General features: G+C 37.4%; 16 protein-coding genes and 2 pseudogenes. 3 read left to right on the top strand and 15 right to left on the bottom strand.

Annotation, left to right across the window (positions count from 1 at the left end; all coding sequences use genetic code 11):
• Nucleotides 1-36: 36 nt before the first annotated feature.
• The 7 genes from ABFX15_RS00240 to ABFX15_RS00210 form a co-directional block, all read right to left on the bottom strand.
• Nucleotides 37-696 (bottom strand): ABC transporter ATP-binding protein, encoded by a 660-nt coding sequence (locus ABFX15_RS00240; RefSeq protein ID WP_346023560.1) that lies wholly within the window; start codon nt 694-696, stop codon nt 37-39.
• 1,261 nt (nt 697-1,957) lie between these two features.
• The gene (locus ABFX15_RS00235; RefSeq protein WP_346023559.1) at nt 1,958-3,592 is read right to left on the bottom strand and encodes a hypothetical protein; all 1,635 of its coding nucleotides are present in this window, start codon (nt 3,590-3,592) and stop codon (nt 1,958-1,960) included.
• Between the two features lie 39 nt (nt 3,593-3,631).
• A complete protein-coding gene (locus tag ABFX15_RS00230) occupies nt 3,632-4,990 on the bottom strand; it encodes a PTS transporter subunit EIIC (RefSeq protein WP_346023558.1) in 1,359 nt (452 codons plus the stop codon).
• A gap of 111 nt (nt 4,991-5,101) precedes the next feature.
• Nucleotides 5,102-5,644: a 6-phospho-3-hexuloisomerase gene (hxlB, locus tag ABFX15_RS00225; RefSeq protein ID WP_346023557.1), complete on the bottom strand. Its 543-nt coding sequence runs from the start codon at nt 5,642-5,644 to the stop codon at nt 5,102-5,104.
• Nucleotides 5,635-6,264 (bottom strand): orotidine 5'-phosphate decarboxylase / HUMPS family protein, encoded by a 630-nt coding sequence (locus ABFX15_RS00220; RefSeq protein ID WP_346023556.1) that lies wholly within the window; start codon nt 6,262-6,264, stop codon nt 5,635-5,637. Before ABFX15_RS00220 ends, hxlB begins: the two co-directional genes overlap by 10 nt.
• Nucleotides 6,261-7,235: a sugar kinase gene (locus ABFX15_RS00215; RefSeq protein ID WP_346023555.1), complete on the bottom strand. Its 975-nt coding sequence runs from the start codon at nt 7,233-7,235 to the stop codon at nt 6,261-6,263. The genes ABFX15_RS00220 and ABFX15_RS00215 overlap by 4 nt, the downstream gene beginning before the upstream one ends.
• A 206-nt stretch (nt 7,236-7,441) precedes the next feature.
• Entirely contained in the window at nt 7,442-8,431 is a 990-nt protein-coding gene (locus tag ABFX15_RS00210) for a LacI family DNA-binding transcriptional regulator (RefSeq protein ID WP_346023554.1), read from the bottom strand.
• A 347-nt stretch (nt 8,432-8,778) separates the two neighbouring features.
• On the opposite strand from ABFX15_RS00210, the pseudogene ABFX15_RS12100 reads away from it, so the two are divergent.
• Nucleotides 8,779-8,916 (top strand): annotated as a pseudogene (locus ABFX15_RS12100) (IS3 family transposase); the annotation flags it as partial.
• A gap of 211 nt (nt 8,917-9,127) precedes the next feature.
• Here ABFX15_RS12100 and ABFX15_RS00205 read toward each other — a convergent pair.
• Nucleotides 9,128-10,318: a cation:proton antiporter gene (locus tag ABFX15_RS00205; RefSeq protein ID WP_346023553.1), complete on the bottom strand. Its 1,191-nt coding sequence runs from the start codon at nt 10,316-10,318 to the stop codon at nt 9,128-9,130.
• Between the two features lie 2 nt (nt 10,319-10,320).
• The gene (locus tag ABFX15_RS00200; RefSeq protein ID WP_346023552.1) at nt 10,321-10,725 is read right to left on the bottom strand and encodes a hypothetical protein; all 405 of its coding nucleotides are present in this window, start codon (nt 10,723-10,725) and stop codon (nt 10,321-10,323) included.
• 183 nt (nt 10,726-10,908) lie between these two features.
• On the opposite strand from ABFX15_RS00200, the gene ABFX15_RS00195 reads away from it, so the two are divergent.
• The gene (locus ABFX15_RS00195; protein ID WP_346023551.1) at nt 10,909-11,361 is read left to right on the top strand and encodes a GNAT family N-acetyltransferase; all 453 of its coding nucleotides are present in this window, start codon (nt 10,909-10,911) and stop codon (nt 11,359-11,361) included.
• Nucleotides 11,362-11,410: 49 nt separating this feature from the next.
• Here the strand turns inward: ABFX15_RS00195 and ABFX15_RS00190 are convergent, their stop codons facing one another.
• The 6 genes and pseudogenes from ABFX15_RS00190 to ABFX15_RS00165 form a co-directional block, all read right to left on the bottom strand.
• Nucleotides 11,411-12,421, bottom strand: coding sequence for a sodium:calcium antiporter (locus ABFX15_RS00190; RefSeq protein ID WP_346023550.1), 1,011 nt, complete (start codon nt 12,419-12,421; stop codon nt 11,411-11,413).
• A gap of 931 nt (nt 12,422-13,352) precedes the next feature.
• Nucleotides 13,353-14,081: an MIP/aquaporin family protein gene (locus ABFX15_RS00185; protein WP_346023549.1), complete on the bottom strand. Its 729-nt coding sequence runs from the start codon at nt 14,079-14,081 to the stop codon at nt 13,353-13,355.
• A gap of 45 nt (nt 14,082-14,126) precedes the next feature.
• Nucleotides 14,127-15,779 carry an FAD-dependent oxidoreductase gene (locus ABFX15_RS00180; RefSeq protein WP_346023548.1) on the bottom strand — a complete coding sequence of 551 codons (1,653 nt, stop codon included), beginning with the start codon at nt 15,777-15,779 and terminating at the stop codon, nt 14,127-14,129.
• Between the two features lie 122 nt (nt 15,780-15,901).
• A complete protein-coding gene (locus tag ABFX15_RS00175; RefSeq protein WP_346023547.1) occupies nt 15,902-16,060 on the bottom strand; it encodes a cadmium resistance transporter in 159 nt (52 codons plus the stop codon).
• Nucleotides 16,032-16,556: a methyl-accepting chemotaxis protein gene (locus tag ABFX15_RS00170; protein WP_346023546.1), complete on the bottom strand. Its 525-nt coding sequence runs from the start codon at nt 16,554-16,556 to the stop codon at nt 16,032-16,034. The genes ABFX15_RS00175 and ABFX15_RS00170 overlap by 29 nt, the downstream gene beginning before the upstream one ends.
• Nucleotides 16,553-16,921 (bottom strand): annotated as a pseudogene (locus ABFX15_RS00165) (PAS domain-containing protein); the annotation flags it as partial. The gene ABFX15_RS00170 and the pseudogene ABFX15_RS00165, both read right to left, overlap by 4 nt.
• A gap of 268 nt (nt 16,922-17,189) precedes the next feature.
• On the opposite strand from ABFX15_RS00165, the gene ABFX15_RS00160 reads away from it, so the two are divergent.
• Entirely contained in the window at nt 17,190-18,818 is a 1,629-nt protein-coding gene (locus ABFX15_RS00160) for an ABC-F family ATP-binding cassette domain-containing protein (RefSeq protein WP_346023545.1), read from the top strand.
• Nucleotides 18,819-19,184: the final 366 nt, after the last annotated feature.

Genomic DNA, 19,184 nt, shown 5'->3' with positions numbered 1-19,184 from the left:
TTCCAGATCTTTAACGTCTGCTTCTTCTTTCAATTCTTAAGGAGAACCGACTGCAGTCAGTTTACCTTCTCTAATCATACCTAAACGGTCACATTTATCCGCTTCATCCATGACATGGGTCGTCACAATAATGGTTACACCCGTCTTTTTCAAAGCATTAAAATTATTCCAGATACTCTTTCTTAAAATGGGATCCATTCCGACTGTCGGTTCATCTAAGATCAAAATGACCGGTTCGTGCAGCATAGCGATCGCCAAACTCAGCCGGCGTTTCATTCCTCCTGAGAACTGCGCGACGATCTTATCCATCGAATCCTCTAGATCGACTACACGCATGACTTCTTTTATCCGTTCTTTGCGTTCCGTTTTGGTTAAATCGTAAAGAGAGACAAAAAATTCCAGATTTTCTCTGGCAGACAATTCTGTATACAATGCATCAGACTGAGCCATATACCCTATCTTTTCAATCAGCTTAAGTGAAGGCTGTTTTTCATCTAATATATGAATTTCGCCGGATGAGACTTCTTCCAGACCAACAAGCTGCTTGACCAGGGTTGTCTTCCCTGCTCCCGAAGGACCCAGCAGACCGAATATTTCGCCTTCTACAATATCCAGATTGATATTTTTTAAAACCGTCTGTTTCCCGTAGGATTTTGTCGCATTATTTATTATGATCACGCTTTTCTGAGCAGTCACTTTCTCTCAACCTCCTTCTATTTGGTAGGTCTTTAATAATAATTAAGAAATGAATCACTTGTTCAAAGTAAGCTAATGAAGATAACGATCCCTTCTTTTAAGTATACCAGTTTTTATTTTCATTATTAATGTTCACATCTTACTTTTTAAAGAGGATACAATTATATATATAGCTGCTAAAAGTAATGTAGCACTTACAAGGTAGAAAAGTTAAATATGAGTGAACAATATCTAATAGGAGAAATTAACTGTTGATTAAATCCTTTGATTTTGTCAAATTGATATTTTTACAAACATATAGATAGTAGGGCCAGCACCTTTTATGCTAAACATTGAAATTTCCCCAAAGACTTTTTCCGTTAACCAAAGTGTGACATATTCACCTCTAACAATTTCCATTTATTTAAAAGGTTAATTTAGTTATTTTAAAATTGATAATAGTAAAATATGGTATATTTACTTGCCTGATTTTTGATATTAATAACACTATTCTCATTATTTTTACTCAATAATATCTTTCAGTAACTCCCCTTTGAAAACATCAAAATTTATATCTTCATCAAAAAATAGAATGGTAATTTTGTCCAGTTCAAGATACTTATTTTCCCTTCAACTAACCAAATTTTATCATGCATATCTGCGTGAGCATTGATTTGGTTATTCACTATGTTAATCTTATAATTTTCGTTCTTATAGAAATTGAATGAACCATCAACCTGATCAAACTCATGACTATAGGATTATAAATTGAATGAAGATATCTAAACTGATACCATTTTTTTGCTCTTCAAAATGGAATCGTTCTTCAATATCAATCCATAATTCTGAGCCTTTTTTATGAGAAATCTTGAATTTTATTTTCCCCATTTGATTTGCTAATATTTTCTTCTGCCAGGCCTGTAGTGGACTTTAACCGCCAAGTTATCGCTCATACCTGGCGTGCTAGAAAAAGCTTGACATCGAATGGGTTTCGACATCAAGCTATAAATAAATTTGAGTATTTACTAGATTAAACGAATTAAAATATTATAAATATGTTAAATAGTAATTTCGAGTCTGTTATTTATTTTGAAACATAAACATAATATACATAAGGATATCACAGATTGATAATTTGATAAATTCTTATGTCTAAATTAGTTTAAAAGTGATTAATATTGTAAAAGCTGTATTTGAAAAATTCTTCAGATATAAAAGCAGTTAGTGCATCTTTGTGTCCATTATATTGTTTTATTAATCCTTTATTCATTACTCACATGAATTAGCAATCTCTACCTTCTGTAAAACCAGGCCCTCCAGCCCCTAAAAATCCATTACTCTTTCCATCGGATTCTTTTGCTACCCAAAAAGAGTATAGTTCTGCATTTTCTAAATAAAAACGAATTTTTACTGGCCTATTTTTGAGTTTACCTATCGATTCTATTTGCCAGGTAAGCTGAGTTTTTGTATTGTCTTGATTTTTAATAGCTATACTTTCATCAGCGCTAAATCCATCTATGACATTATAGTTTTCGTCTAATATTTCAGCATACAATTTCCCTTTTAAACAGTTGGTGTTTACAAATAAATGATTTCCTGAAAATTCTATTGTATTCGTCAAAAGATTCCCACTATTTTCGACGTCTGTCATGTAAGCAAATCCATCTCTTCTTAATTTGGCTAATCCTAAATTACCACCTGCATATTTATGGGTATCAAATTTAGGGGATTGGCCTGAGAACATAGAAAAGTAAATATATATTTCATCTTTTAGTACCACGTATCCTCCATTTACTGGGTGAGCATAGCCATAATTCCATGTACCTTTTTCTCGAGAGGAAGAAATGAAATTAGAGTAATCTGGTCTTTCCCAATGGAATCCATCTCTGCTAAAACCTAATTTCAAGTCACATATTTTAGGCATTTTTCTTTTCCCTGCAATATTATTTGGAGGACCCATAAAAATACTAAATGTTCCAATCATCAAACTTTCATAAGCTATAGCATTTAGATCATATAATTGAGTATAGTAACCTAAATCTTCATCAGGCGCATCAAAGATATCCGATCTCGACCAAAAAGAAATATTGTCTTTACCCCATATTGATTTATCAAAAAAATTATCTGTTTCAATATATCCCCTTGTTCTTACTCTTCTGTCTAATTGAGAAAATGTACGTAAGCTAAATACCCATTTTTTACGAAAAGGATTATAAAAGAATCCTGTATTATCTCCACTAGGCCCTACTTCTGACATTTCCGTCCAATCGAGTCCATTTCCAGATTTGAATAACACTGTTCTCTCTTTTGGTGGAACAGAATGAGGATCATCGTGAGCATGTTTTGGTTTTTGATGATAATAATGTATTTCAAAATCATATTCCCTAAAGAAAATGAGCATTTTGTATCTTTCATCTTTATTATTCGTTTCTTTGTCTATCCACACGGCGGCGCCGTCACGAATTTGATTAGGCTTAATATTTAAAACACTTTCTGATTCTCGTTCAGGATATAACTCTTGCAATCTCACCCAGTTTTCTCCGTCCTTGCTTTCAGCATAGCCTACCCCATTAAACCATCCTGCATGATACCACATTTTAAATTTATTCTCTTCTTCATCAAAGAAAATACCGTCATTAAAAGGTGTAGCACAAGGATTGTAGCCACCATTTAATTCCAAAGGTGTTTCAGGTTTAAAGATACTTTCTTTACTGACTTCTGGTTTAGGAAAGGATCTTTTTAAATTAGTATCTTCTATTAAAAAATCATCAACAAATAGTTGCCTTCCAGTGTCTATATTAATAATTTCTTGTTTATTTTCTAAATAGGGTACCTTTAGAGGTTCATCTAAATTTTGTTCTTCATATTTTGGTGGCCATTCTTCCGGAAGCTTAATATTATTATATAATTTTTTCATATTATCTCCTTTTCAATATTCTGTTAAATATTTGATTATTTAATCCTCCTCACTCTTATAGAAGAAAAATGTCAATGCAAAAGCGGTAGCTAATCCGATGAACATTGCGATGAAATATTGGGTCAATTGTCCATCTAGATAGAGTAGTGCCCCTGGTATCATCGTAATGGCCAATCCAGTCGCTTCCAACCCTACAAGTGATGAATATAATCCAGCACATGCCGCTCCAAAACAGCCAAATATGAATGGTTTAATTAATCTTAAGTTAACACCAAATATAGCTGGTTCCGTGATTCCAAAGAATGCAGGTAAAGCAGAAGTGAGATATAGAGATCGTTTCTTTAAGTCTTTTGTTTTAAATACTACTGCTAATGCTGCACCTGCTTGAGCAGCTATTGCACCAGATGATAAAGCATTAAAAGCGTTTCCACCTGTACTTGCTAATAAATCAATTTCTAATGCTCTAAACGCATGATGCAAGCCCGTTATAACTATTACTTGTTGAAGTGCAGCTACAATAGCACCACCAATACCGAATGGAATATTCATCAATCCTTCAAATCCAGAAATAATGTACCCCTCGACAAAATACATGATAGGTCCAATCACTAATAAACCGGCAATTACACCTGCTAGTAAAGTGAAGAATGGTGTTACGATGAGATCTAAAAAATCTGGAACAATTTTCCTGAGATTTTTTTCTACTTTAGCTGTAAATATTGAAACAACTAAAGCTGGTAATACGGAGCCTTGATATCCAATAACAGGAATAGATAGTGCCCCTAAAGAGAGCATTAAAGGATCAGCGTCTCCACGACCGACAGCATGTGCATTTGGTAATTGAGGTGCAACTAGCATTAGTCCAATAACAAATCCTACAATAGGAGATCCACCAAACTTCTTCATTACAGAATAACCTACTAATGCCGGAAGGAATGCAAATGCCGTATCCGTTAATATTTCAGATAGTAAAATAAAGTTATCAGGTAAGTTGATATCTAAATTTAATAGTAGTCCTCTTAATCCCATAAACAAACCAGTAGCCACCAGAATTGGAATAATAGGTAAAAATACATCTCCTAATGTTCTTGATACTTTCTGAAAAATGTTTATGTCTTTGTATACTTCTGATTTGTTATCAGTGTCTACATTCGAGCTATCTTTAACAATTTCATTGTAAACTTTATTTACAAAACCAGTCCCTAAAATAATCTGGTACTGACCTAAGGAATGAAACATCCCTTTTACTCCTTCAATATCTTCAATCTTTTTTTCGTCAATTTTTTTGGAATCATTTAGTACAAGTCGTAATCTTGTCGCACAATGTTCGATCGATCTAATATTTTCTTCTCCACCGATATTTAATAAGATATTTTCTGCAACTTCTCTTGCATTCATTTTTACAACCTCCATTATTATTATATGCTCCTACTTTTCTTTTATTACTATACATTTTCTACAGAATACCAACACCTTCCGTTATATACTTTTCAAAATTTATAAGCCGTTTCACTCTATATTAGAGTGTTTTTCATTAGCATCTTGATTACTTATTTTTTCTTGTCTGCTTAGTAGTAAACAAATATAATCCAACACAATATGCACAGATTGATCAAATAGAGTACTTAATAATTGAATCGATTGATTATTTTCACTATTTTTTGTTGCTCCTGGAACAAGTAAATGGAAAGATGCAATACCTGCTAACTTAGAATCCTTTGTACTTGAAATACCAATAACTTCCACATTTATTTTTTTTGCCTTTTTGACAACATCTAGTACATTAGTTGTTTTTCCAGAACCGGAAATGGCAACCAATAGATCTTTTTCCTGGATAGAAGGAGTAATGGTCTCCCCCACCACAAATGAAGTAAAACCTAGATGCATAAGTCTCATAGCAAACGCTTTCCCTTGAAGTCCACTCCTACCTTCTCCTACAACGAATATTCTATTGCTTTTAGTCATTTTTTTAAGAACACCGTTGACTTGTTCATCCTCAACAGCTTCGATTACCTGTGTAATCTCAGATAAAATTTCTTTTTTTAAGTCCAACTATTCATCTCCTCTCTCAATTCTTTTACTCTTTCGTTAGGCTCCCCCCCTTTAGTTACAAAACTGCCTACAATCGCACGTTCAACCGTAGATTCCTCTAATTCTTTTAATTTCTTTAAATCTATCCCCCCAGCGATAGCTACTCTTTTTATTTTTGGAAAATCTATATTAAAATCATTTATCACTTGTTTAATCGAATACTCTTTTTTAGAATCAGAAGAAAAATGAAGACAGTAAATAGCTTCCTGATATTGCTCAATTTGAGCAATATTTTTATTTGAGCATTCCAGTAGATCAATCATCATTTCTTTCTTATATACTCTGGAGACTTCATAGCACTTATCAAGAGTATCTATTGAGCTTACACCCATTACAGTCAAGCTATCCGCCCCTGCTTCAAAATACTTTGTAAACTCATATTTCCCTTGATCTATTGTTTTAATATCAGCGAGAATTTTTGTTTCTTCTGAAATATGCTTTTTTATAGTACGGACACATTCTAATCCATACTCTTTACAAAGCGACGTTCCGATTTCTATTACATCTACTTCAGTCAACTGCTTAACTGTCTCGATTGCGTCTGATAAAGTCATTCTATCAATTGCTACTTGAAGTTTCATCGACTTTCTCCTCGTATCATTCTTCTATTAGATATAAAATCTGCTAATTCTTCATGGATAGGTAAATTTTCATTATCACTAATATGGCTTACCTGGATAGCTCCTATAGCATTCGCTCTTTCCAACGTCTCTTCCATAGATAACTTCTCGATTATTCCTGAAATAACACCTACTGCAAATCCATCACCTGCACCTACAGTATCAACCTTCTTCGGCACAGGAAAAGCAAAAGAATATAACTCTTCTAATTGGTCATCTTCCCACCATTTGGCATACGCCCCATTGTGACTATCTTTGATAATCACTCCTTTTACCCCTTTTTTTATGTAAAAATCAACAATATCCTTTTTATCTTTCATGGAAGTGAGTATTCTTCCTTCTTCCAACCCTGGTAACACATAATCTACTTTTGAAGCAATTCTATTGATACCGTCAATCATCTCCTTATCTGAATTCCATAGTACTGGACGTAAATTTGGATCAAAGGTAATTACTATATTTGCTTGTCTAGCTTTGTCAATTAGAGCCCGTGTTAACTCATACGTCTCTGTACTTAATGCCATAAATATACCTGTAAGATGAAGAACGTCAAATTTATTAAATTCGATAGACTCAATAATTTGACTGTTTAAATTTGAAGCGGCAGAATCTTTCCTAAAATAAACTACTTCTGGATCATTTATATTATCTCTACTTTTAATCTGAAATCCTGTAAAATGATCACTCGTCATTTTAACTAATGAAGTATTTATTCCCTCCTTTTCGAGAGAATCATATATAAACTCTCCAAAAGGATCTTTACCAAGCTGAGTAATGTATGTCACATCATGTTTTAGCCTAGATAACCCTATAGAAACATTCATCTCAGCCCCTGCTGCAAATAGTGTATATTCGCGATTATGTTTAAGTTCTCCTTCATTATTTGCTATAAACATACCCATTGCTTCTCCTATAGTCAGTACCTTACCCATGTTTCTTCCTCCTACTTATGCCATACTACTTAATCAATATCAAAGTAATTAAGTAAGTATTGAATTTAGTAAACCGGTTTCTAAAGAAGTTAATAAAAACTAGTTATAGTTAGATGTTTATTTATATTCTTAACTTGTTCTATGTTCTATGTTCTATGTTCTATAAGTCAGTGTACCGGTTTCCTAAAAGTGTTTTTAACAATCCATTATAAAGAACTTCTATAATGGATTGTTGCACTAATTTCTATTTTTTCACCAATTTGTTCTTCATTATTTAGTTCTGAAATCATAATCTCAGCTGCTCGTTTACCAATTTTATATGGTTGTTGGTGAATGGATGTAATTCCAGGCGTTATAAGATCCGCCCATAACCAATCATCAAAACCACAAATTCCATAATCAACAGGAACTGAGATACCTAATTGTTGTATAGTAAATACTATTTCATACAAAGCATTCCCGTTAGCTCCAAACAATACAGTTTTAACAGGATTTTTCTTTTTTTTTAAAAATTCTAGTAGTTTATTTTTATTTTCACCTAGCTCAATTAATTCGAGATCAATACCATGAATTAAAGCTGAATTCATCATGGCTTCATATCTCTCTATTCTGGGTGTCATTGTCCCAATTTCCTCAGTTACATGAATAATTTTTTCATAACCTTTTCTTGAGATTTCTTCAGCCAATTCCTTGGTTACTTGATAATTGTTTGACTGTACAATTGTCCAATCAGATTTTTTTAAATATCTATCAACTTGCACTATAGGAATCTCTGCTTCTTTTAACATATTGTGATCAGATAATTCGTCTCCTACTGGTTGAATTAAAAGACCTGCTATATTTTGATCTAATAACTGTCTAATCGACTTTTTCTCTTCTTCAATTGAGTTATTATTATTCATTATGATCATTTGATAATCATATAATTGTAAGGTTGCTTGAAGTGATTTTATTAAGAAAGCTGTGTATAAATTTTCTATATCTGCTACTAGCAAACCGATTAAAGAACTCTTTTTAGATTTTAAGTATTGAGCTTGTTTGCTAGGTCTGTAATCTAGTTCTTCAATAACTTTTTCAATATGATTCTTTGTCCTTTCAGACATATATTCATATTTTTTATTAAGGAACCTTGAGACAGTCGTTTTAGACACACCTGCCTTCTCAGCTACATCTTGAATCGTAATATGCGTTTCCATTTATCTCCTTGTTGTGTATCGGTTTCTAAATATAAAGTTGTTGTAAGGGATTACTTTTTCATTGTCAAGCGTATATTTTTAAATACTTCTAGCTTTAAAAACTATTTCATTTAGAGAAATCATTTTTCCTTTTCTTTTTTATAAATTTCATAATTAAGTTAGCCACTTAAAATAACCTATTAAAAACACCATGTAAATATCTAAAACCCTACTGAAAAACTAATACAGATTCTTTGACTCATACTTACCCATGAATCACCTTATAGTCATAGCCCCTTTTAAAATTTCCATAACCATAGGCGGGAATATATCCCATAATACTGCTTTAATAAGAATTTGATACGCTTTATGAATTACAGATACGACTGATGGATTACGTTAATTGGTGGAATTATTTCCGTCCTCACGGAGCATTAAATTATTTGGCACCTGTCGACGTTCGAAAAAGATGGATAGAAATCCAGCAAACCAGAGGTGTGGCGTGAATCAACTGATTTAGTCATTACTGAACTAATTAAAGAAGGAAAATAAGTGACCCAGAGTCATTAACTAAGCACTTTATAATTATTGTTCAAAAAAGTGTTGACCAACCACAGCTTTGTATTTTATTAAAGAGCAAAAAAATACCCTGATTGATTATGGCTTTTAATGCCTCATCAATCAGAATATGCAAATTGCTTATAATTACTATTCCTTTTATTTTTCTGATACCTTCTGACTTCTTGATTCGTGTGTTTCGCCTACTGCTTTGAGAGCAAATCCAGTAATCATTGGGCCAAAAATCTCGAAGAATACAGCACCCGCCAGTATAACCCCTATAATCGCTCCGGAAACATTTGGGATACTCCGTTCAGCGATCGTGGCCAGTCCTATAGCGATCCCTGCCTGCGGGAAAAGTCCCAACCCGATAAACGGCCGTATTTTTTTATTTAAATCAGTAAATTGAGAAAAGACTAACGATCCGAAATATTTGCCAATGGAACGGGCAGCGATATAAGCAAGGCCGGCAATCCCTACAGCGCCTAGAATAGATAGATCTATATGAGCGCCTGCCAATGTCAGGAACACGACAAATACGGGCAGTTCAATCCTATTCAGTAAACTGGCGATCAGCACTTTTCTGGAGGTTAGATTAGTAATGGCAATGCCTGAAAAAATATTGGTCAGGACTGGAGACAGTCCAAACATCGAAGCTATCCCTGTATTAAACAGGATTGCAGCTAGCAGAAAAACTAATAATTTATCATTTGATGTATCTTTTCGAATGAAATAAGATACAAAGAGCCCACTTAAAGCTCCGACCACTACACCCGATAGTACGTCCAAAAGAACAGAACCCACTAATGCGATCCCCCCTGTTCCTTGATCTCCCAGAGACTGAACAAAAGAGACCATCATACCGAAAGCTAAAATAGCCACCAGGTTATCGAAAGCAACCAGACCCAATACATTCTGAGTCATTTCTCCTTCAGAACGGGTATCTTTAATGACTTCAACAACTCCCGCCGGCGAAACAGTCAATGCCAATGTCCCTAAAATAAGGGCATACCGTATTGGCATTCCTGCCAGCCACGTTAAAAGCGTCGCAATAACAACAGTAAAGACCGCACTTCCTAAAGAAATCGTGATTAAATTTTTCCCGAATTTTTTAAACATGAGGTAGTGCAGTTCGGTTCCGATCGAAATAGCCAGCATCCCCAGAGCTAACTCATTCACAAATCCCAAGTTATAGTAGACCTCGCTTGTTATGAGATTGAGCACACTCGGTCCCAATATCAATCCGCATAAGAGGTAGCCACTGACTGTGGGAAGTCCCACTTTGCTTGCCAGTTTCCCCCCTGCGATACCCACAAGCATTAATACAGCAATGTAAAGCGAATACGTCATGTTTAAAACCCTTCTTCTAAATTAGTTTCGTTATCGATCCCTTTTGTGAAATTAACAGGCACACTAAAGAAAATAGCTGTATCTGGTTCAGTTAATTCACCGCATACGCTTTCTACTATTGACAGAACTTCTTTACGCTCTTCTCCATCTTTGACTACGGTAAAAATCGTCTTACTGTTCGCTTCCCGTTCTTCTCCAAGTTCAGCAAACATTGAAAACATAGGAAACTGATTGGAAATCAGATGACCCATTCCGCTGCTGTCCAAAACTGTCGCACCTTTAATTTTGAAACGCATAAACAGGGTTAATATTTCGTCCAGCAAATCTACTTTGTTCAATACAATAACAACTAGCTCCATTTTTCTCTTCCTTCTTTCTTGAATTGGATGCGCTAATAATAAGTCCACCTTAAATTATGCTCCTAAACCCTTTTTAAATCAAGGATTTTCAGAAAATACCATAATTTCAGATAATACATTTGACCTTCTATTTTTATTATGTATACTAGTAATGTGGGTTCAGGAAGATACTTACTTTTTAAAAGTATTTACGGAATATAATTGACTAAAAAAGGAGATTGACACACTTTTATGTGGCAGTTTAAACAGTTTGAAGAATTAAGCGCTAAGGACTATCACCAGATTGTAAAAGAGCGTACAAAAATATTTGTAGTAGAGCAGGGTTGTGCCTATCAGGAAATAGACGATATCGATTTACATGCTGTTCATCTGATCAAGCGTCAAAAAGGGATCATTAAAGCCTATGCTCGAATTTATAAAGAGGATAAAAAAATGCGCATCGGCCGTGTATTAGTGCCTTCAGAGTTCAGAAGTGAAGGGCACGGTCGGGAATTGTTAAAAGTGGCTTTAGAGTATATTAAATGTAAACATCCAAAAGCCGAAGTCGAAATTCAGGCAGAGGCATACTTGAAAGAGTTTTACGAATCATTTGGATTCAAAGTCATTTCAGACCTCTATTATGATGAAGAAATCGGTCATTATGACATGGAGCTGGAAAAAGAAGAAATAATCGTTCAATCATGATAAGCAGAAACACATCTTACTCTCTCATTTCGTGAGTAAGATGTGTTTTTTAGATAAAATTAGTGAAGAGATAAAAGGCATAAACACCTATCAGCAAGAAGCCTTTCCTTCGGTTGATCGCTTCCACACGTTTAGATAAGATCGGTATGCTCAGTAAAATAAGGATCAGAGCAAGAATAGGAAACTGAATAGAATAATAACTTGACGGTACGTTGACGCCTCCTGGTATCAAGGTGATTGTCGCTCCCATAACGAGTAAAAGATTCATCATATTGGCACCGAGCACGTTCCCTATCGCCAGCTCGCCATGTCCATACCTGACTGCTACCAGTGTCGTTGTTACTTCCGGAACACTCGTGCCGAACGCAACAAGTGTAGATGAAATCACGGTATCAGGAATTCCTAGCCTTAAAGCCCCTATTTCCGCCGTCGCAACGAGTAGCATGGCACCAACCGTTACTCCTAATGAACTGATTGCCATAAAAATGAGTGATTGAATGAAATTAACAGGTTTGTTATCTGTCTCTTCTGCTTTTTCTGCGTCTTCAGGCAACTCTTCCATAAGGGTTTCCGGTTTCTTTTTGACAGTGTACCAGAGATAAAGAGGTAAAAGTACAAGCAAACCGATCCCACTCCACCTGGGTAAATAGCCACCACTTGAGTTTAAACCCGCTAATATACTCACTCCAATAAACACAGCAGACACTCCACATAAAAGAAGAAATGTATTTTTCAGTTCTTTTTTTACCGGAATGATTCCTATCACTGCACCGATTCCCAGAATTAATGAAGCATTCGTAATCATTGACCCTATAGCATTTCCCAATCCGAATTGACCATTTCCACCTATTGCTGCCACGACTGAGGAAGAGACTTCGGGCAACGTTGTTCCAACTGATAATATAGTCGCTCCAACTACAACTTTGGATAATCCGAAATGTAACGAAAGAGCAACGGCTTTATCAATTAGCTTATCCGCTGATTTGGATAAAATAACTAAGGACACTATAAAAATTATGATAACAACACTAACTGGAAATTGGTTAATTAAATCAGTCACTTCAGAACCTACTTTCTATATACTAGTCAGGTTCTATTCTACCAGATTTTCCATTCATATACTTGATGGAGCACTATGAAAAGGTGTTCCGCGTTAATTTTTTCTGTTTTGCATCTAGAAGAGGGAGTGTCGATAGGTATCTCTCGGTGGGGTACCGTGTACTTCTTCTTGAATCGCTTCCGTCTTCTCTACAGTCAACTCCAGCGGATTCAGTGACTGTCCATAAATGACCATACTTGTTTACAGTCACGTCTAATCGTGTTGGCAGTGTCCACAAGTCACCTCTCCTTCTTTACACTCATTCAGTAATAAGGCATGACTGTCGACTAATTCCCATTTTTGTTTACACTCCATACCGTTTAAGCGCCGACTGTACAGAAAAGCGTCAAGCTTCTGCACACTCAGCTCACTTCACCTTGTCCACTGTCCATAATGCTTTGCTCCTTCTCTTTGCTTGCAGACAATCGACTCTTGAGTGTCCATAACTAACTGTCTTTCATCCATCGATAGTCTTCATATGCGCTCAGGCTTCACATTTAATTGTGCAAAACCCGTCAGACAAATCGCCACAATGAAGAAAGCTATCCACTTCCTTTTTGACAATAGGGCGAACTTTGTCTTTTTGTTTCTCCAAAAAAGTGTACCCATTATTATTGTGCAGACACATGGCTTTTAGACTGTTCATTTCATTGTGAATATCTGTTAAAGAACCCATAGATTTATCCTATCTTCTCTATGGTCGGCTTTTCAAACGATGTGTAAGACGAAAAATCCCGACAGAACAGCAATAGTTGAACTTCAAATTTTACTGTTTCCTAATTTATAAAATATAAACCGCATAAAGTATCCCTTTCACGAGCATACTTTAAACGGTCTGACTTTTCCCTGTATCTATTATAGTATTGATTTTTACAAAAATAGTGTTTACGCCTTAACCTATACTAGTGACGATCAGAAATCCTATGCCACCGATAATTGATCCTATGAACGGACCTAAAACAGGAATCCATGAGTATTCCCAATTAGACTGCCCCTTATTTGCGATAGGCATTAACTGGTGTGCAATACGCGGACCTAAATCTCTGGCTGGATTAATTGCGTAACCAGTTGTTCCCCCGAGAGACAGACCGATTGTAAGAATCAGTAAGCCCACAATCACAGGATTCAACCCTTCAGTGAATTCCCCTTGCGTAAAAGCGAGTAAGGCATATACTAAAAATCCAGTTGCGAACGTCTCACTGATCAGGTTCCATCGCTTTCGGCTAATTGCCGGGGCTGTCGAGAAGACGCTTAATATCGCTTCTTCATTTTCAGTCTCTTTAAAGTGAGGGTAATAGTGGATCCATACCAGAACAGCTCCCAGAAACCCTCCTAAAATCTGTACGACTATATACGGAATGACCAGTATCCACTCAATTTGACCGGCTACAGCCATTCCAAGGGTTACTGCGGGGTTAAGATGGGCAGGCGATAACCAGCCTACTGAATAGATAGCCATTGTTACAGCCAAACCCCACCCAAGAGTAATATGAAGCCAGCCTGTGTTAAATGATTTAGTCTTGTTCAACACATTTCCAGCCACTACGCTATTTCCAATATAGATTAAAATAACTGTTCCAAAAAATTCACCCGTTAATTGCTGCAAGATTGTGGTGTCCATTTAAAGTTTAAGTGTCCCTTCTGTAAGAAAAATAGTTATTATACGCTACATTTCTTTGTAATAGCGAAAATTCGTATTCCCACCGGATAAAACATAGACTTGCTTGAATCCGATATTTAAAAGTAAATTTTGAGCCGTGTTGCTCGTCACTCCTTTATTACAGTAAACAACCGTTGGAAGTGATTTGTCTAATTCGCCTGCTCCCTTACGCAGTGCGGGCATCGGAATATTGATTGCATCATCTACATGATTTTTTTCATACTGCTTTGATGAGCGGACATCGATCACCTGCAATTTTTCACCAGAGTTCTGCTTGCTGATCAATTCTTCAGGAGTCATGACCGGCAACTGTTCTCGCGCGTTTTCCAGAACCATTCCCGTATAGATCACAGGATCTTTAGTTGTACTAAACGGCGGAGCATAGGCTAGATCAAGATCGAACAGTTCTTCAGCATTGGCCTCAAAGGTAATAGCTGTTGCAAAGACGTCGATACGCTTGTCTACGCCTTCAGATCCGACAATTTGTGCCCCTAAAAAACGCCCCGTTTTTCGGTCAGCAACTGCTTTGATGATCAGATTTTGACCACCGACATACTGTGCATGAGCTGGTTTAATGTTATGGATAACGACTGGATCAAACCCTGCTGTTTTTGCTTCTGCTTGCGATAAGCCAGTGTAGCCGACTGTTAAATCAAACAGTCTGACTATCCCTGTTCCCAACGTCCCTTTGAACGATAATTTCCCGCCAGTGATATGGTCACCTGCAATACGGCCCATTTTATTAGCTGTCGACCCCAGAGGATGGTAAATAGGTTTCCCTGTAACTCTATGAAAGCTTTCAGCCACATCCCCCACTGCAAAAACATCTTTAACGGATGTTTCCATATAGTCATTGACCTTGATGGCACCCGTCTGACCTAACTCGATGTCTGTATTAGTTGTCAAGAAGGTATTCGGCCTTACACCGACAGCCAGGATGACTAGATCTGTCTCAATATCTGCGCCTTTATCAGTCGTCAGAACGGCCGCTTTCCCGCTGCCCTCAATTGTCTGAACTTTATCACTTAAGTGCAGCTTAACGCCTTTGTCCTTGAGTTTCTTTTCAATATGATAAGCCATATCCGGATCGATTTTAGGAAAAACCTGAGACGCCAGTTCGACTACTGTCACGTTCATTCCTTTTTCTGTCAGCTGTTCCGTCATTTCCAGACCGATAAACCCTGACCCGACAACCGTCACGTGCTTAGTGTCATTCTGTTTCATGTAAGCATCAATAGCTTTCGTGTCAGCCATCGATTTCACGTGAAAGATGTTGCTGTAAGAATCCAGGCTGAACGGAGACGGCGCTAGAGAATAAGATCCTGTAGCTAGAACCAGTTTGTCGAATGTTTCACGGAACCCCTTGCCTTCTTTTTTATTGTATACCTCAATTTCTTTTACTGAAGGATGGATCGCTTTGACATGGTGGCCTGTATGGATATCGAAATCAAATCGTTTCTTGAACCACTGAGCATTTCTTGGGATGAGCGTGTCCACTGAGTCGACTTCTCCGCCTAAAAAATACGGCATCCCGCAGACTGAGTAAGATATATCTTCTCCAGATTCATATACGACGATCTCAGCTGTTTCATCATTACGTCTCGCTTTTGCGGCAACAGACGTCCCCGCAGCTACCGATCCAATCACTACTATTTTCATTTGTTTCCTCCTCGTATACCTGGCATTCCAACATAAGCCTCCTTTTCAGTTTAACAGATGCCCTTATAGCTGGCTATCACAGTTTTTTTGCCTTTGTGTAAATGTTCTGTAAAGGAAAGGGACTAGCAGAACAGCCATCCAACCGTCTCGTTTTCCAGCATAATATATAGCCCAAGAGCGACGAAGACTAGTGATTCGATCCATTGTTCATACTTTTCAATAAATGTGTTGATCCGTCTCACCTCAGATATCTTATAAGCAGCACCAACCATTAATACCAACAAAGCGTAATATACAAACAGCGTCAGAACCAGCTGTGACCAGTCGAATCGAGGCAAATAGAGGAATGTATATACCTAAGTTATCTCCGCCAAACGGCAGCATAATGAAAAACACTACGACATATGGCTTGGAATGTCGCGAAAAAGAAAAGGATATTTTTTCTTCGGCTTCCTTTTCACTTTGTTCTATATGTTCCTTGAGATGTGTATTTCCATCTACGACCAGATCGATATTGTTTTTGACTGCCTGTATATCAAGTTGTATATTTTCTGTGGATTCATGAGCCTGTTTGGACAGCCGCTTGACTTCCACTGCAATGACCCCAACTCCCAAACCATATTTTCCTGAACGTGCATCCTCTATGGAAGCACTCAGTGCCAGAAGATTAGTCTGAGATGCAATGTTCTGTATTTTTTCAACAATACTCTTGACCGATTCATTCTTCTTAAGAAGTTCGTTCAAATTCTCTGTACTGTCATTTGATTCTTTTATCATGGCTGTACTTTTTTCAAGCAGGTCTCCTCCTTTTGAAATACAGTTTCTCGAAGACACAGCCATGCTCTTGGAAAGTTCCGTAATTCTTGGATCACGGCTTCAATTTTTAACTGCCTTTCTGTTATATCCGTCGCAACCTTTGACACCCCGATAACTCGATTACCAAGGGTAACGTAAGTTGGGAAATATGTAGCTTCAAGCCAAATCACCTCTCCATATGCATTTTTACGCATGATTTTATCCTGAAAGCTCACTCCGTTAAGCAGGTTATTCCAGAGCTCTACATAGGCGAGGGAATTATAGAAATCAGGAAAACAGAACGTTTTATGTTCTTTACCGAGCACATCCTCCTTTCTATGTTTAAGGGCCTGGGAAAAATTATAACCGTCGTATTAAAGCATATGTTAACACTCCAGTTGACCGTCATTATTACTAATTCGAACTAAATTCGGAACGTTAATTATTATAATTCACGGTCCAAGATATAGGAAGAATTTGAACTCGCTTTGTCTTTTTTCTTCAGAAAGAAAAGAATAATTCCTTAAACCAGTGCATTTTTCTAAAAAGTAAGTATAATAAAACCTAATGACTAATTGAGAATATAGAGCACAAAAGAAACGAGGCAAATATTTAATGATTACAGTAACAGATGTAAGCTTGCGTTTTTCAGATAGAAAACTGTTTGAAGACGTCAATTTAAAATTCACAAACGACAATTGCTATGGTGTGATCGGTGCGAACGGTGCCGGTAAGTCGACATTCCTTAAAATCTTATCCGGAGAAGTGTCTCCATCGACTGGTGACGTTTCTATGCCAAGTGACCAGCGTATGGCTGTTCTGAAGCAGAATCACTTTGATTACGAAGACTATACGGTCATCGACACCGTCATCATGGGACACGAACGTCTCTATGCTATTATTCAGGAAAAGAACGACATCTACATGAAGCCGGACTTCTCTGACGAAGACGGCATTAAAGTGGCTGAACTTGAAGGCGAATTTGCTGAACTGAACGGGTGGGAAGCTGAACCTGAAGCCACTACTCTGCTGCAGGGGCTGGGTATTCCTGAAAATCTGCATAGCCAGAAAATGAGCGAACTGACAGCTGGACAGAAAGTGAAAGTCCTCCTGGCTCAAGCTCTATTCGGTCAGCCCGATGTCCTGCTTTTAGATGAGCCGACAAACGGACTCGACACGCAGTCCATTATCTGGCTGGAAGAATTCCTGATCAATTTTGAAAATACCGTTATTGTCGTTTCCCACGACCGTCACTTCCTGAACAAGGTCTGTACGCATATGGTCGATGTCGACTTCGGTAAAATCAAGCTCTTCGTCGGAAACTACGACTTCTGGCTTGAATCAAGCCAGCTGGCTGCCAAACTGCAGGCTGATCAGAACAGCAAAAAAGAAGAGAAAATCAAAGAACTTGAAGCCTTTATCGCACGATTCAGTGCCAATGCATCGAAATCCAAGCAGGCAACCTCTCGTAAAAAAATGCTGGATAAAATTACGCTGGATGACATTCATCCGTCTTCACGCCGCTATCCGTTTGTCGGATTCAAGCCTGAGCGTGAAATCGGAAACGACTTGCTTCGTGTAGAAAATCTGTCTAAAACAATTGACGGAAAACAAGTCTTAAGTAACATCTCCTTCAATCTGGGCCGTGACGACAAAGTGGCATTTGTCAGCCGTAACGATGTCGCCATTACAACTTTATTCAAAATCATTATGGGTGAAATGGAGCCTGATACTGGGTCATTCCAGTGGGGAATCACGACTTCACAGGCCTACCTGCCGAAAGATTCGTCAAGTGAGTTCAACAACAGCTCAATGACTATTCTTGACTGGCTACGTCAGTATGCTTCCAAAGAGGAAAACGACAACACATTCCTGCGCAGCTTCCTGGGGCGCATGCTCTTCTCCGGTGAAGAAGTGCTTAAAGAAGTCAACGTGCTGTCCGGTGGAGAAAAAGTTCGCTGCATGCTGTCCAAGCTTATGCTGAGCAAAGCGAACGTTCTGGTACTTGATGACCCGACAAACCACCTTGATCTGGAATCCATCACGTCGCTGAACAACGGACTGATCGATTTCAAAGGGTCTGTCTTGTTCGGTTCACATGACCACCAGTTCATTCAGACAATAGCCAACCGCATCATCGAACTGACACCAAATGGCGTCGTCGACCGTGCGGAAACCACTTATGATGAATTCCTTGAAAATAAAGACGCTCAGAAACAAGTCGCTGCTTTATACGAAGCCTAAGACAGACCTGACTGACGTTTAAAAAATTTTATTCAGCCGACTTAAGAGACTTGATTCTCTTGGGTCGGCTTTTTTTATCCGCCTTTAAAGGAAGTTGACTAAATGGTGCTTTTAATTATAGCTTGAGTAAATTCTGATCCGTTTTTTCAACTTAAACGAATATGTCATGCTCCATTAATAAGTGCTTCAACATATGTAGTTTCTACCTTCAGAAGGCACTTCGTATCAATGGTAAAAATTGACAACGGTTTCCGGTTGTGCTAGATTTTGGATAGCATAATGCACGAAGGGTAACTCCCAATAATCTATGAAAAATTATGTTTCCCAAATTTCTCGTTGCTCGTATGATGATTTCTGTCGATGAAG

The sequence above is a fragment of the Alkalibacterium indicireducens genome, from assembly GCF_039522005.1.
Classification (GTDB): domain Bacteria; phylum Bacillota; class Bacilli; order Lactobacillales; family Carnobacteriaceae_A; genus Alkalibacterium; species Alkalibacterium indicireducens.
This window is presented reverse-complemented; position numbering and strand designations above follow the sequence as displayed.